We start from the raw sequence: 15774 nt of genomic DNA on the forward strand, positions 1-15774 counted from the left end.
CAACGCTTTATTGCAAATGGGTCAAACGTCAAACAGTGGCAGCGACGAAATGAAAAAACGAGGTAGTTTATTCTACCCCGCCAGAGTTATTTTGTTTGACATACCGGGAGTGTCCATATATGTCTTTCTATGAGAAAATTGAAGGAACTTGGCCCCATCAAACCTAACCGCCCCTTGATCGGTTGCCAACCAAATATACCCTTTGTAGTCCCTTTCGATATCAAAAATACGATTACTCGGTAACCCATGCTGCACGGTAAACGCAATTCTGCCATTCATTTCCACAGCGGCAAATGCACTCGAGGCAAATACGTTTATTGCAATGAAAAACAGAGAAATATATAAAAAAACCACAGTCATATTTATTTATCACCAACGAATAAAATGCCAAGCAATTGATAAGTATATTTAAAAAATATCAAGAAGCTCAAAAGTACCTTTAAAAGGTTCAATATTTTCAATTTACAGAAAGTCTTTTTTATTATCAACACAGACTGATATTTAATACCTGTTAATTTGTATTTAACATAAAATTGTCCACATCAAAACAATGATTAACTATTTTTAACTGCATAACAAAGGAAGAAAATATGCGTATCTCATATCTCAACCAAGTATTAACAGCCGCACTTATTGGCTTGATCACAGGATGCGGTGGTAGTGCAAATGCCAATATTAAGCCCACGATCAATCAAACAGCAACAGAGCAAAATAAAGTCTCGATTGAAGATAATAAACGCACTCGCCGTGGTCGTGTTATAGATGGCTATATTTCAGGTGCAACCGTCTGGCTAGATCTTAACAATAACCACATTCATGATGAACACGAACCATCCACACTCTCCACCACCAAAGGTAACTATTTATTAGAGCTCAGTGAAGAAGACTATGAATGTAGCGCTTATGTTCCAACGTATGTCGATGTTCCTGTTGGCGCGATTGATGAAGATTTAGGCGTGGTAACCCAAGCCTATCAAATGGCTATTCCTCCGAGTTTGCAAGCATTGACTGATGATCAGATGCTGCACATTACTCCACTTACCACTGTGCTATGGCAATCACTCAACGACGCTCCTGAATTTAAAAATAAGACCTGTGCACAGCTGCAACAAAGTCATGCTTCTCGAGAAGTACTGTTAAACAAATTACACAATGTAATTCAATCAACCACAGCGCGTTTTAATATTTCACAAAGCCAATTGTTTAGTGATTACATCTCTACAGGCGACAAAGAAACGCAAGCACTTGCTGAATCGATTGTACTAGGACTACAAGCAAGTCTGAAAAAGCAAATCGAATTAGAAGCGCAGTACCCAAACGCCAGTGAAGTAAGAGTGATCCATTATTTGGCACCAGCAAAAGAATATGAAGGTATCAACGAGTTAGTATGGCACCGAGAAATAGCAATATTCACTTCCGATGATAGCTTTTTCATCAGTGAAGATGCACGCATGGCCGATGACTTAAGCGAGGTCCTATTTGTTTACTATCAACGGAGCACTGAATCAAAACCTTGGGGTGAAAATGGCAGTTATACTGAACAAACTGACTTTGCAGCTAATAACTCAAATCGATTTGATACCTGTTACCATGATGAGCAAGTGACTATAACGCAAGGCGTGACTAAATTTACACTCAGTAATTGGTATTCGGGCTCACCCAGAGTAAATCAAAGTTGTGATACAACAACTGACTTTAAAGAAACTGAGCAACGTGTTTTTTCTATCTCACATAATGAGAACTTGGTTAACCACCATACTGAAATACATCAACGTCTCAGTAATAGCAGTAAGGTCTACCTAAACGATTGGTATAACTTATCTAACAAATCAACGTCTCTTGATAGCCAGAAACTTATCGACCACTTAGGGAATTCTGGTTATTTTTTCAATGAAGAACCAAGCATTGCTTTTTCTTCATGGTTTAAAAGACTCACTGATGACAGTTTAGCTAACCGTATTATCACTGAGCGCAATCACCTCAATGAGTGGGTAAAATATACCTATGCAAGTGATGGTACACATGTAACACAATGTAGTACTGACGGTGAAAAATGGCTACGTTGTAATTAATCAACGCTGAGTGAAGTGAATGGCTATACGCCAGTCACTTCACTATTTTGTTCTGTGATCATTTGCTACTATAGCAACAAGCAACTTTTATAGGTAATGATGATGATTAACCCAGCAAAAATTGAAGAAATTGCGAAACAGATCTCAAGTAATATGCCACAAGGCGTAAAAAACTTAGCAGATACATTTGAATCAAAAACCAAACAAGCCATTCAAAACAAATTGGCTGAAATGGATTTTGTCAGCAGAGAAGAGTTTGATATTCAGAGTAAAGTACTTATTAGAACTCGAGAGAAGCTTGCTGAACTTGAAGCAAAAGTCGCTGACATAGAAGCTAAGCTAGACAGCGACAAACACGCTGAATAGCGCTATTTTGCGTAGCGGTCTTTGACCTGTGTAATAGCCAGAGCATATTGATCCGCTATTTGCTCTGGTTTAGCCGCATGTGCATTAAGCTCATGTAATAACCCATCTGCCAACCCATATACCCAACCATGAATGGTTAAGTCTTGCCCTCTTCGCCATGCATCTTGCACAATGTTTGTTTGGCAAACATTTCGTACTTGGTCGATAACATTTAGCTCACACAACGCATCACATCGTCTTTGCGGCGTAATATTATCAATGATACTTTGGTGCTTTTCTTTGACGTCAGCAACATGACGTAACCAATTGTCAATTAAACCAAAGCGCGCTTCATCGAGCACAGCTTGAACGCCACCACAGCCATAATGACCAACCACCATAATATGTTTTACTTTCAGTACCTCGACTGCATACTGCATCACTGACAAACAATTATGATCAGTATGCACCACCACATTTGCCACATTACGGTGCACAAATAGCTCACCAGGCATCAAATCGACAATTTCATTCGCAGGTACACGTGAATCAGAACAGCCAATCCATAAATATTCTGGCTTTTGTTGGCCTAACAGTTTTTTAAAGTAATCAGGATCTCTCGCTCGTTCGCGTTCAGCCCATTGCTGGTTGTTTTCTAATAAGTGGTCGAGCTTACACATCGCTGAGTTCCTCTATTGTCGAGTAGCGTGGATTAAAACATTCCTTGGGGTGAGCTGCTTTTCACAAAACTCACTCAGGCTGACATCATACCCAGCTTGCTGTAAATATAAACCCCTATCGAGTACCAACCAAATCTCTAACGCTCTGCGAAAAACATGCCTGACTAATTCAATACGATCTGTCACTCGTTTACGCTGCTCACCTTGTGCCAAATAAGCGGCATAATCAATGCCTGATGGTAAGGTGATGCCTTTTTGCTCTGCGGCCCAATGACAAAACACCGAGAAATCCCCAGAAAATATGCTTTTGTTAACTGACGGCACACTAATATATTCCGTCGACCCAGTACAATCTCGGCGCAGTGCATCAAACCCTAACCGCCAAGTGACCTCTTTTCGCCTCACAGTTGCGATTCGTGGCGCAGCTGTCACCGTTTCTTGTAACGCCAGCTTCATGTCACTGTGATTCAAACGAAGTGCACTCAACTTGGCAGCCTGACTCATTGGTTGATAAGTCGGCTCAGTAAACAAATGGTAACAACACGGTGAGAGGCTTATTTTTTCACATTTATGTTGTGTCGCTCTATTCATAAACGTTTGATGCAGAGCACCGCACGCATGCAGTGCAACGGCATGTTGTTTTGGTTTAAAGTAGGCATCTGTATCGTCAGTAAGCACGTTTGCACAACTAAACTGGACGTTTAGTTCTTGCTGTTTTGCACTATGTGCGCCCTGCTCACACAAAGCCGACTGCAATTCAATGCTATGAACAGATGGTGCACCTAAATGTGCCATCAACCGACCTAAATGACCTTTACCGGCACACCACTCTAACACCGGGAGTTGCCGCTCAGGCACATGACTCACGAAATCTTGCAACTGTGTTAGTTTGCGACCTTTAATACCATTACTTAGCCAAAATGGTAGTACTGCTCTTGGTTTTTCGAGATAAGGCAATGCTGTGACTGATGCCAACAAAGAAACATCCGGTATATAGGCAGAAAACACGTCATATAAGCGAGTTTGATCAGCATCAAGGCGTGCTACTTCAGCATCATCGAGATTCAATAGAAACCGATTTAATGGCTCATTAAATGGTAAGGTTAAATGATCAAATGCCACACGTTGCCAAAAATCACGCGTGTTTGTTAGATAAGCATCTAATTGCTGAAATTGAGAAAGTAACGACATGAACCACTGCACATAAAATAAAACGCTATTCTACCGTGTTTTCGTCTTTATAGGGCAGTTGTTGAATGCGATATTTTCGCTTGTGAAAAAACATCAGATAGCCATACATAGGCAAAGATAGAAGCGTTAAAATACACGCCAACACTAACATCCAAGACCATGCTTCTTCAGCAGAGTCTCGCGTTCGTTGATAAATAAAAGAAGATTTAATAATATCCCACTGAGTCAGATCTAGGCCGTATAATTGTGCGATCCACTGCCAACGAGTCTCTGACATGCTGCCAATAGGCCCCCCGGAATGCGTAATGTAGACGGCGAGTTCATCCGCTTCAAAGCTCAATTGCTCTTTTGTCTTATGACGTGCATATTTTTCGTGTATCACTTCAATACTATGCTGCATATTCAATAATGCGTAACGCCAACCTTTCAAACTCGCTCGCTTAAACTTATCAACCACATCAGGCTTTTGAGACAGCATATTTTCACTGGTAAACAAAATATCACCGTATACATTCAGCCCGTATTGCTTAGGGCAAATCTGTCGTGTTTTTATTCCTTGCTGCTGCATTTTATAAGGTTCATTGGTCACGTAGACTTGAAGTGCATCAAACACCCCACGTTTAAAATCGACCAGCGGATTAAGCCCAGCATACATAGGTAAATCTGTAATATTTATTCCAGCTCGCGAGAGCATAACGGTGAGCTCTGCACTTTCCTCTTTACCTAAATGACTGACTTTTTTACCCGCGAAGTCTTCCGGCGTATATATATCACTGCTTTCTTTCACCATCCAACAATATGGTGACGATTGAAATATGGCAGCCATCGCCACTAAAGGTTTTCCCTGCATCTTCGCTTTCAAGATTCCGGAGTGTGTCACACCGAATTGGGCTTGGCCTGAAAGCACTTTAAAGTGTGTATCTGGGTTACTGGGATTGGCAGGTAAAATACTGACTTTGAGCCCCGCTTCTTTATAAAAGCCCTGCTCTGCTGCCATATAATAACCGGCAAACTGAAATTGATGTGTCCACTTAAGCTGCAGTACTACAGGTTCAAGTGCGTTAAGACTTGAACACCAAATCGTGAGTAAAATAAATAAACCTAGCTGAACTCTATTCATACACGTTTGTTACTTTCCCAGTAAATTACCGCCATTAACTATAGGAAAGTAAACTGTATTTGCCAATTACCCAACCTTACGAGTTTCTTCAAAAGGAGCCTGTAAATATTGGTTAAAGCATGGATTACTGGTTTCATCTTGATAAGCATAACCAAGTTGCGATAAATGCTTATCAAACTGTTCATAGTCACTCGGGGCAATATCAAATGCCGCGAGCACATTACCTTCTGCCGCACCATGATTTCGATAATGGAATAAGGTGATATTCCAATTACACCCCAACGTATCTAGGAATCGAGCAAGGGCTCCAGGATATTCCGGAAACTCAAAGCGTAATAATCGCTCTTGCAATTCAACAGGTGGCTTGCCACCAACCATGTACCTGATATGTAACTTTGCCAACTCATTGTCAGAAAGATCTGTTAATGCATATCCCTTACACTCTAATGTGCTTTTTACGTCATCTAGCTCAACTTGCCCACCGCGCAAACCCACCCCAACAAAAATCTGTGCTTTATGTTCACCAGCATAACGGTAATTAAACTCGGTAATTGCACGCCCTTCTAAATCATGGCAAAACTGTTTGAAACTGCCTTTTTCTTCCGCAATTGTCACACCAAACAAAGCCTCGTTTTTAGCTCCAAGCGCAGTACGCTCAGCGATGTAACGTAAACGATCAAAGTTTAAATTCGCCCCCGAAAGCACTGCTGCTAACGTCAGTCCAGCCCGATTACTTTGCGCACTCCACTTTTTTATGCCCGCGACTGATAACGCCCCCGAGGGCTCTGCAATCGCTCGCGTTTCAACAAAGATATCTTGTACGGCGGCGCAAATTTCATCTGAGCTTACCGTCACAACTTCATCACAAAACTTTTGTGCTAAGCGAAACGTTTCGGTGCCAATCACTTTAACTGCGACCCCATCAGCAAAACTACCAACTTGTGGCAAAATAACAGGCTCCCCTGCATCTAAAGCGGCTTTTAAACACGCACTTTCCTGCGCTTCGACACCAATAATCTTGATATCAGGACGCAATGACTTAATATAAACAGCCATACCAGCAAGCAAGCCCCCACCCCCAACAGGAATAAAGACCGCATCTAACTCATTAACTTGCTGCATCAACTCTCGTGCTACCGTCCCTTGACCGATAATAACGTCTTTATCATCAAAAGGCGGGACAAATACTGCCTGAGCTTGTTCAGTTAATGTATGCGCATGCGCTTTTGCTTCATCAAAATTATGCCCATGTAAAACAACTTGAGCGCCAAAGTTACGCACGGCGTTCACTTTTATTTCAGGGGTTGTCACTGGCATAACAATGGTTGCTTGATGGCCCAAATGCGCTGCACTTAACGCCACACCTTGCGCATGATTACCTGCAGATGCAGTAACTACTTGGCTACCCACGGGAAGTTTCTGTAACTTATGATATGCGCCACGCAATTTAAAAGAATAAACCGGTTGCTGGTCTTCACGTTTGAGCCAGATTTTTTGTCCCAAACGCTCTGAAAGTGCGCTCATTTCACTTAATTCAGTCACCTTAACTAACGGTGACATATCAGCTTGAATGATGGCACGAAAATAATCTAACTCTTGTGAAACCATTGTTAGCTTAGCTCCTCTAACTTAGCTAAGTCACGCACAGCACCTTTATCCGCACTGGTTGCTAATAACGCATACGCTTTTAAAGCAGGACTCACAACACGCTGTCGGTCCAACGGTTTATACGCATCCTTACCACGTGCCAATTGCTTTTCCCGACGCGCTTGCAATTGCGTATCATCAAGCAATAAATGAATCCCTCGATTATAAATATCAATATGGATCAAGTCGCCATTTTCGACTAAAGCCAGCGCACCACCACTTGCCGCCTCAGGGGAAGCATGGCCTATTGATAAACCAGATGTTCCACCAGAAAAACGCCCGTCAGTGAGTAGCGCACAGTCTCTATCTAACCCCATTGATTTTAAATAACTGGTTGGATACAACATCTCTTGCATACCAGGGCCACCTTTAGGCCCTTCATAACGAATGACGATGACATCGCCTTTTTTAATCTCACCAGCCAAAATGCTCTCGACCGCATCATCTTGAGACTCAAAAACTACTGCAGGGCCCGTAAAATCAAGCATTTCGTCAACCACACCGGCACTTTTAACGATACAGCCATCTGGTGTTAAGTTACCCGATAACACCGCTAAGCCGCCATCTTGTCGAAATGCATGCTCAATACTACGTATACAGCCATTCTCTCGGTCGAGATCCAATGTATCCCAGCGATATCCCTGGCTCATTCCTTTGGTTGTGCGGATCCCTGCAGGGCCAGCACGAAAGAAGGTTTGTGCCTTTTCATTATTGTGATCTGTTGCATCCCAACGCGTTATCACCTCGCCTAATGTGCCGCCCGCAACATGGCCTACCGTTAAATCTAAACGATCCCCTTTCGCTAATTCATTCAGCATACTCATCATGCCACCAGCGCGATGTACATCTTCAATATGATACTGCTGAGTTGCCGGCGCAACTTTGCATAAAAATGGTGTTTTGCGAGAAAGCTCATCGATATGGCTCATATCAAAATCAACCCCGCCTTCTTGCGCCGCGGCTAATAAATGTAATACCGTATTTGATGAACCACCCATTGCAATGTCTAAGGTCATCGCGTTCATAAAAGCCGCTCTATTGGCGATATTTCTTGGCAGTACGGCATCATTATCTTTTTGATAATACTCATTGCACAAAGCAACTATACGCTTACCTGCGGCTTCATATAATTGCTGACGATCTTTGTGGGTTGCTAACGTTGTACCATTACCTGGAAGTGCCAATCCAAGCGCTTCCAATAGACAGTTCATCGAGTTAGCAGTAAACATACCTGAGCATGAACCACAGGTTGGACACGCTGAACGCTCAACCTGCTCGGAATCTGCATCACTCACCGTTGGATCAGCGCCTTTTACCATAGCATCGACCAAATCTAGTTTGATGTCGATATCTGCCAGACGTGTTTTACCCGCTTCCATCGGGCCACCTGACACAAAAATAACTGGAATATTTAATCGCAGTGCCGCCAATAACATGCCTGGGGTGATTTTATCGCAGTTTGAAATACAGACCATCGCATCAGCGCAGTGCGCATTAACCATATATTCCACTGAATCAGCAATAAGATCTCGTGATGGCAGTGAATACAACATGCCGCCATGACCCATCGCAATACCATCATCAATAGCGATGGTATTAAACTCTCTAGGCACACCGCCCGCATCACGAATAGTATCAGCCATTAAGTCACTTAGCTGATTAAGATGCACATGACCAGGTACAAATTGTGTATAAGAATTGACGACGGCAACAATTGGCTTTTCAAAGTCACTATCCGTCATGCCTGTTGCACGCCACAGCGCTCTTGCGCCAGCTCGTTTTCTACCTTCTGTTGTCGTTTTGCTTCTTAACTTGGCCATGCTAAACCCCTTCATGTTATGCGTCGCTACTTTTATAGCGCCGTCTTTTCCTCATTCCCAAAAAAGCCACGCAACTGTGGCTTTCCATATCTTATGCCTGATTAACGTACTCTAACCACCCGTTATTGTCGTCACTTTGACCTTTAACTAAATCAAAGTACGCCTTTTGTAGCTCTTCAGTAATAGGTCCTCGCTTCCCATCACCCACTTGAATTTGGTCTACACTGCGAACCGGCACAACCTCAGCTGCGGTGCCCGTCATAAAGAACTCATCTGCTAAATAGAGTGCTTCACGCGCAATTGACTCTTCTCGTACTTCATATCCTCTAGCACGAGCAAGCTCCATAATGGTGTCACGCGTCAAACCCGGTAAAATACACGCAGTCGTCGGCGGTGTGTAAAGTACCCCTTTTTTAATAACGAATAGATTTTCGCCGGCACCTTCACTTAAGCACCCATTTACATCTAGCGCGATCCCTTCAACATACCCATTGCGCTTCGCTTCACCAGAAATAAGCTGTGAAGACAAATAGTTACCACCTGCTTTTGCTGCCGTCGGCATGGTGTTTGGCGCTAAACGATTCCAAGAAGAAATACATACATCAACGCCCTCAGCTAAACTGTCATCTCCCAAATAGGCGCCCCACTGCATGGCGGCAACCGTGACATCAGCAAGGTGTGATTTCGGATTTAAACCCAACCCTACATTACCTAAGAACGCAAATGGACGAATGTAGGCATCTTTAAAGCCATTTTCACGCACAGCATCTTTACATGCCTGAATAATTTGCTCTGGGGTAAATGGGATCTCCATACGGTAAATTTTTGCTGAGTCATATAAACGCTGAATATGATCCGTTAAACGAAAGATTGCCGGGCCATTTGGCGTATCGTAGGCGCGGATCCCTTCGAACACTGAGCTGCCATAATGTAATGCATGGCTAAGTACATGAGTCGTTGCTTGCTCGTAAGGGATCATCTCGCCGTTGTGCCAAATTAATTCCGAAGTTTTAGTCATTTGTAATACCTTGTTCTTTTCTTAATAATTAGTTTTAAATAGCCTGTTGCTGTAGTGTGTGCAAATCAACCTGTTGCACCTCAACCAGCTTACTCAGTTGTGTCGTTAATAGATAGATAGGCTTGTCACTGTCTACCGTCATTTTGACGTGAAACAAATCGTCATGGCCCTCCAACTCTAATTGGGTCAAATGAAATCCACGATGACGCGCAACTCTTAAAAAGCGCTCAACGGCGATACTTTGGTTTTTAACTGCCACTGTTAATTGGTGTTTCATTGCGCTTTCTCCGTCATCATTTCATCATTCGCAGCCCCTGGTGGTACCAAAGGCCAAACGTTTTCTTTGTCATCTATACAGGCATGAATAATATAAGGCCCTGTTGAATTCACTAATGCATCAATGGCACTATCTACTTCATTTGCATGGGTAATTGTCTGACCAGGTATGCCAAATACTGCAGCTAGCTGCACAAAATCTGGATTATCAGATAAGTTAGTTTCGCTATAACGCCCTTCAAAAAATAACTGCTGCCATTGACGTACCATCCCCAGGCGTTGATTGTCTAATATCACTATTTTTACGGGTAAATTGTTACGGCGAATCGTCGCAAGTTCTTGAATATTCATCATGATTGAGCCATCGCCTGATACCGTCACTACCATGTTCTGTGGCCGTGCAATTTGTGCACCGATAGCTGCCGGCAAACCAAACCCCATTGTTCCAGCACCGCCACTACTGAGGTGATTACTCGGATGCGTAAACTTCATATGTTGTGCAACCCACATTTGATGCTGGCCTACATCACAACATACCACCCCATCATTTGGCATTTTTCTGCTTAATTCTTTCAATAAATACGGAGCAAATACTTTTTCACCAGGATAATCATATCGCCATGCATGTGTTGTTTTTAGCTGCATCACTGTGTTTAACCACTCAACGTTGGTAACAAAACAGCCTAAGGCTGGAATAGACGTTTTTAAATCAGCAATTAATGACGCAGCAGCGGGTTTGCGCTTACCCACTTCCGCAGGGTCTATATCTAAATGGATCACCTTCGCTTTTGCGGCAAACTTAGCCAAATTCCCCGTCACACGGTCATCAAAGCGTGCGCCAATACACACCAATAAATCGCATTCTTGCACTGCGATGTTCGCTGCTTGTCCACCGTGCATACCCAGCATACCTAGGTCATACTCATATTCAGGTAACACGCTACCCAGTGCTTTTAAAGTAGAGACAGCAGGCATATGAGTTTTGTTTAAAAAGTGCATCAATTCAGCTTGTGCATCCGCATTTTGTACGCCTCCCCCAACATACGCCACAGGGCGCTGAGCTTCAGACAATAACGCTTCTGCAGTTTGCACTTCGCTGCTTAATAACTCTGGAGAAGACTCCTCTCTTGCCAACCAAGGTTTAAACGGGGCTTGCGCCAGCTGTATGTCCTTTGGGATGTCAACCAATACCGGACCAGGTCTGCCAGAGAGTGCCAAATGCATCGCTTCTTGTAATATTTCCGCCAGATCTTCAGCACGCTCAACCATGTAACTGTGTTTCGTACATGACAAAGACATACCTAATACATCAACTTCTTGAAAAGCATCAGAACCGATAGCTGCCGTAGGCACTTGCCCGGTGATCGCGAGTAAAGGCACCGAGTCCATCATGGCATCAGCAAGTGAAGTCACTAGGTTTGTCGCACCAGGCCCTGAAGTTGCAAAACAAACGCCAAGCTTGCCAGTGCTGCGCGCGTATCCCACCGCCGCGAAACCAGCCCCTTGCTCATGGCGAGTCAAGTAATGTTTTACAGGCGCACCGTAGAGTGCATCATAGATCGGCATAATCGCGCCGCCTGGATAACCAAAGACTTCTTTAACGCCATGCTTGGCCAGTAAGTCGATAAGTAATTGTGCGCCTGTCATCGTGTTCCCCATTCCCAATCTTTTCAATAATTTCTAAAAATTTAACCCTAAAACCAAGAAGCCCCCCGAACTTTTCAGTGCGGGGGGCTTCTCGTTGATACTTTTTTAAAGCACTAACTAGCCCCCGCGGTAATAATAATCACCACGTTGATAATCACGACTAGAGTAAGTGCTGTTGTTAACATATTTAGTATCACCAAATTAAATTATTGCTTGTAATCGCCCGCTTATTCACAGCGAGCCTTGCTCTTTTTCTATTAGTAACCCGAAGGCTGATGTAAGTCAACCATAAAAATGATGCTTTAAAAGTGCCAAAACAAACACAATTAGGTGTATATATTCAAATAAAAAGTAATAAGGAATAAAAAAACCTAAATTTCAACATTCCTTTCGCATTTAAAGTGTTCATATTTTATTTACAACACATTTCATTCACCGAAAAAATCATATGAAACTTTTATGATTTGCCTCATAGTTTGATTATGATGTGTACCAGCAATCAATTATTAAGGATAACCATGCCCAAACCTATCACTTATGTGAGTACCATTTGCATCTTAATATGTCTGTCACTATTTAGTCGATTAGGATACGCAGCTCCTGCCCTCTATAAGGTAGAAAAAGCGGGAGTCACATCTTACCTATTGGGGACTGTGCATGTTGGCGATCACTCAATGGAAGGGTTAAGTCAGCGGATCACCTCTGCGATAGACGCCACCAACGCGTTAGTCGTAGAAGTAAATATCAACGCACTTAGCCCAAGTGAGATTCAGCGTCGCTCTGCACCTTTTATGCTTTTAACGCCCCCAAAAAGCCTAAAGAACCAGATCAGTGCCTATAATTACACGCGACTTACAAACTACTTAGCCAAGAAAAACATTAGTATTGACCTATTTAGCCAATTTGCCCCTTGGGCGGTTATGGTCACTATATTGCAAATGGAATATCAAAAATTAGGATTTAAAGATGATTTTGGTATTGATAAACAGGCTATTCAGTATGCGCAAAGTAAAGCAATGCCAATTATCGAACTTGAGACCTTAGAGCAGCAGCTTGAAATGTTTAACCACCTCAGTACACAAGGTGATCACATGCTAACGGAAACATTTAAGCAAATGGGTGATATTGAACATTACTTTCTAGATTTAATCCGTGCATGGAAAGAAGGTGATATGACAACCTTAAGTAAGTACTACCGGTTGAGCTTTGATGACAGTGAATATGGCCAATTTAGTGAAAAAGTGATGCTTGTAGAACGTAATAATAACTGGATAAAGCAACTAGCTAGTCAGCTTGTAAAACAGCCTTTATTTATTGCGGTAGGTGCCCTTCATTTACCCGAAAAGCACGGCTTGCTCATCCAGCTAAAACAACAAGGGTTTACGGTCAAAAAAATGCAGTAATGCATTTCACTCCAGCATTTACACCCCATAGAGAAAGCATCTAACCATGCTTCTTTGGGGTCAGGTTAACTCACAGATATATTTTTCAACGAGTTTAAACCATTACTGATGTATCTGCGTCAAATATGTATAACACCCTCAATAAGGATGCATATTATGAAAAAATTTTTACTTTTGACTGCAGCTGCGACAAGCTTATCTTTCAATGTAATGGCAAGCGAAAGCCACACTATTAAACAGAGCTTTGCTGCAAATAATAATCAGCAACTTGAGATTGACTTTCCTGTTGGAAGCTTAGATATGACAAGCTATGATGGTGATAAAATTGAAGTATCCATCCGCTTAGAAGCGCAACAAAATAATAGTTGGTTTAATAGTAACGTAAACCTAGATGAGATAGCGCTTAATCACCACACTAAAAGTGACACCCTGTCACTTAAAATTACTGAAAAAGATTTAAAACAATATTGGCAAGTTAAAGCTCCCAGCTCAATGCAATTAGACATCGAAGTGGGCGTCGGTAATGTTAAAATTTCAGAACTCGCCAATTCGGCAGATATTGAGGTCGGTGTAGGCAAGGTGAGCATTGATACTAACGAAGCTGATTTTCAGTCTATATCCCTAGAATCCGGAGTTGGCACGACCAGCGTCAAAGGTCTTGTCAATGCCCCAACGCAGCATAAAAAAATTACCCGTTCAGAGACGTTATATCATGGGAAAGGAACCCATCGCATTGAGGTTGAAGTTGGCGTTGGTGATATTAAAGTGCAACACTAAATGACTCCGACATGCGTTAACGCTTGGCGTACCGACTTTGCATCTAATGGTTTAACCACAGTCGCATTCGCACCAAGTGTTTTCGCGCGCTCTAACTCTATAGGCTCACTATTCGCAGTAACAACAATAATGGGCTCCACTAAATTCAATGAATTACGTATATATTCAATGGCTTGAAATCCATCCATAACGGGCATATTCAAGTCCATGAAAATCACATCATATTGATTTGAACTCAAGTCATCAATGGCCGCTAAACCATGCTCCACATGTTTTACACCGATTGAAAGTGTCTCGAGTATTTTTTTAATTATTACTGCATTAAGCGGGTTATCCTCAACCAATAAACTGGTAATTTTCTTTTGTTCAGTATGCCCCTTAGAGGTACCTTCAACCATATAAATAGGTACCTTCACGTAAACATTAGTACCCGATTTTTCCCCCTTTTCAAAATTAATTTCGGCATTCATAGCGTCTAGCAACCATTTGCATCGCACTAAACCTAGCTGTAGCCCTTGAAAGTGAGTGTCATCAACATTGGTCGAAAAAGGGGATGCACCAGAAAAGCCACATCCAGTATCCAGTACGGTTATTAATACGAAATTCTGTGACTCACATAAAGCTGCTTTTAATGTCACTGAGCCCTGCTCAGTAAACTTAAGGGCATTGTCAATTAACTGGCCAACAACCCAAGCCAAATGGTCGTGATCACATGCTACATTGAGTGATTTGTCAAACTCAAACTCTGTCCTTAACGTCACCCCCTTCCTTTGAGCTTCCAATTTATAGGGCGAAATTGCCTGTAACAGTGTTTTAGTTATTTCTTCAGGAATGACACTGACCGGTATATCTCCTTTCTCCCACCGACTAAATTCTTGAATCGCATTCAATTGATTAACCAACTGCTTTGCTGATACTTCTACTTGTAACAACTGTTCATTTTTACCATCTTGACGGTATAAGTTTAAGAACCCCAAAATCGCTTGTAATGGCGTCCGTAATTCATGACTCGCTCGTGCCAAAAAGTGTGTTTTCATCGTAAGTGCATGCTGTGTTTCTTGTTTTTGCTGCTCTAATGACTCTATCACTCGCTTAACCTGCCGCTCCATTGGCTGAAAAATGTAAACAACTTCTAAGCACAATAACACCACCGCACTCACCCAAAAGACGAACTCAAAAATACGCGTCATCTCGACTTTTCTATTGGCTGAATGCTCAAAAGACTTTACCGCTTGATTTAAGTAAAATAGTAACTCTTGTGCGCTTCCTGAAATTTCATAGGCAAGCTCTGCTGTATATTCCCCTTGCTTATAAAGTGCCAAAAAGTCTTCACTGCGCTGCATTAGATTCACCGGAGGGGCAAAATAGAAAGAGACCTGCTCCGTAGACAAGAACTCATATTCACCATCTTTTTCTCGTAAAATAAATTGATGATTCATTAAGAAAGTCGAAACGCTTTTCTCTAACTCCATACGTATCGCATCAGACGGTTTATCATCTTGCGCATACAAAACAAGCTGATTCACATGCAAGGCGATTTTTTGCGAGAGCATACGCTGCATCCCCGCACGATTAATTAACTCAGCATCTTGTTGCTTTTGCTGTAATAAATATTGCATTGCTGCCGCTGCCAATGTTACTAAAATAGCCATAACCACTACTGCTATCACATATCGGCTGCGCATCGATTTAATAATTTGACGCATCTGTCCCATCCATTTTGTTCATTCTAAGTGTAGTGTAAAAAGTATAAAACTCACACACGCTCACTTGACACC

The 15774-nt window shown here is 42.3% G+C and carries 14 protein-coding genes; 4 read left to right on the forward strand and 10 right to left on the reverse strand.

What is annotated here, in order from left to right:
• Nucleotides 1-72: 72 nt before the first annotated feature.
• On the reverse strand, nt 73-360 hold the full coding sequence (locus PCIT_RS15700) for a two-component regulator propeller domain-containing protein (protein WP_010367031.1): 288 nt from the start codon (nt 358-360) through the stop codon (nt 73-75).
• Nucleotides 361-590: 230 nt separating this feature from the next.
• Between PCIT_RS15700 and PCIT_RS15705 the strand changes: the two genes are divergently transcribed.
• Together PCIT_RS15705 and ubiK are read left to right on the forward strand one after the other, a co-directional pair.
• Entirely contained in the window at nt 591-2072 is a 1482-nt protein-coding gene (locus PCIT_RS15705; protein WP_010367033.1) for a PKD domain-containing protein, read from the forward strand.
• Between the two features lie 102 nt (nt 2073-2174).
• Nucleotides 2175-2438: a ubiquinone biosynthesis accessory factor UbiK gene (ubiK, locus tag PCIT_RS15710; protein ID WP_010367035.1), complete on the forward strand. Its 264-nt coding sequence runs from the start codon at nt 2175-2177 to the stop codon at nt 2436-2438.
• A gap of 2 nt (nt 2439-2440) precedes the next feature.
• On the opposite strand, the gene can is transcribed toward ubiK, so the two are convergent.
• The 8 genes from can to ilvG all read right to left on the reverse strand — a co-directional run bounded on the left by can (nt 2441) and on the right by ilvG (nt 11816).
• The gene (gene can, locus PCIT_RS15715; protein ID WP_010367037.1) at nt 2441-3097 is read right to left on the reverse strand and encodes a carbonate dehydratase; all 657 of its coding nucleotides are present in this window, start codon (nt 3095-3097) and stop codon (nt 2441-2443) included.
• Nucleotides 3098-3109: 12 nt separating this feature from the next.
• Nucleotides 3110-4288, reverse strand: a complete 1179-nt coding sequence (locus PCIT_RS15720) for a methyltransferase (protein ID WP_010367039.1) — start codon at nt 4286-4288, stop codon at nt 3110-3112.
• A 25-nt stretch (nt 4289-4313) separates the two neighbouring features.
• The gene (locus PCIT_RS15725) at nt 4314-5408 is read right to left on the reverse strand and encodes an ABC transporter substrate-binding protein (RefSeq protein WP_010367041.1); all 1095 of its coding nucleotides are present in this window, start codon (nt 5406-5408) and stop codon (nt 4314-4316) included.
• A gap of 66 nt (nt 5409-5474) precedes the next feature.
• A complete protein-coding gene (gene ilvA, locus PCIT_RS15730) occupies nt 5475-7016 on the reverse strand; it encodes a threonine ammonia-lyase, biosynthetic (RefSeq protein WP_010367043.1) in 1542 nt (513 codons plus the stop codon).
• Nucleotides 7017-7018: 2 nt separating this feature from the next.
• Nucleotides 7019-8875, reverse strand: coding sequence for a dihydroxy-acid dehydratase (gene ilvD / locus PCIT_RS15735; RefSeq protein WP_010367045.1), 1857 nt, complete (start codon nt 8873-8875; stop codon nt 7019-7021).
• Nucleotides 8876-8966: 91 nt separating this feature from the next.
• A complete protein-coding gene (locus PCIT_RS15740) occupies nt 8967-9893 on the reverse strand; it encodes a branched-chain amino acid transaminase (RefSeq protein ID WP_010367046.1) in 927 nt (308 codons plus the stop codon).
• A 34-nt stretch (nt 9894-9927) separates the two neighbouring features.
• On the reverse strand, nt 9928-10170 hold the full coding sequence (gene ilvM / locus PCIT_RS15745; RefSeq protein ID WP_010367048.1) for an acetolactate synthase 2 small subunit: 243 nt from the start codon (nt 10168-10170) through the stop codon (nt 9928-9930).
• The gene (gene ilvG, locus PCIT_RS15750; RefSeq protein WP_010367050.1) at nt 10167-11816 is read right to left on the reverse strand and encodes an acetolactate synthase 2 catalytic subunit; all 1650 of its coding nucleotides are present in this window, start codon (nt 11814-11816) and stop codon (nt 10167-10169) included. Before ilvG ends, ilvM begins: the two co-directional genes overlap by 4 nt.
• A 518-nt stretch (nt 11817-12334) precedes the next feature.
• On the opposite strand from ilvG, the gene PCIT_RS15755 reads away from it, so the two are divergent.
• On the forward strand, nt 12335-13219 hold the full coding sequence (locus PCIT_RS15755) for a TraB/GumN family protein (protein WP_040696495.1): 885 nt from the start codon (nt 12335-12337) through the stop codon (nt 13217-13219).
• Between the two features lie 156 nt (nt 13220-13375).
• Nucleotides 13376-13996 (forward strand): hypothetical protein, encoded by a 621-nt coding sequence (locus PCIT_RS15760; RefSeq protein WP_010367054.1) that lies wholly within the window; start codon nt 13376-13378, stop codon nt 13994-13996.
• Here PCIT_RS15760 and PCIT_RS15765 read toward each other — a convergent pair.
• A complete protein-coding gene (locus PCIT_RS15765; protein WP_010367056.1) occupies nt 13993-15702 on the reverse strand; it encodes a response regulator in 1710 nt (569 codons plus the stop codon). The two genes, PCIT_RS15760 and PCIT_RS15765, sit on opposite strands and share 4 nt — an antisense overlap.
• Nucleotides 15703-15774 lie beyond the last annotated feature (72 nt).

This window comes from Pseudoalteromonas citrea (genome assembly GCF_000238375.3).
In the GTDB taxonomy this organism is placed as follows: Bacteria; Pseudomonadota; Gammaproteobacteria; order Enterobacterales; family Alteromonadaceae; genus Pseudoalteromonas; species Pseudoalteromonas citrea.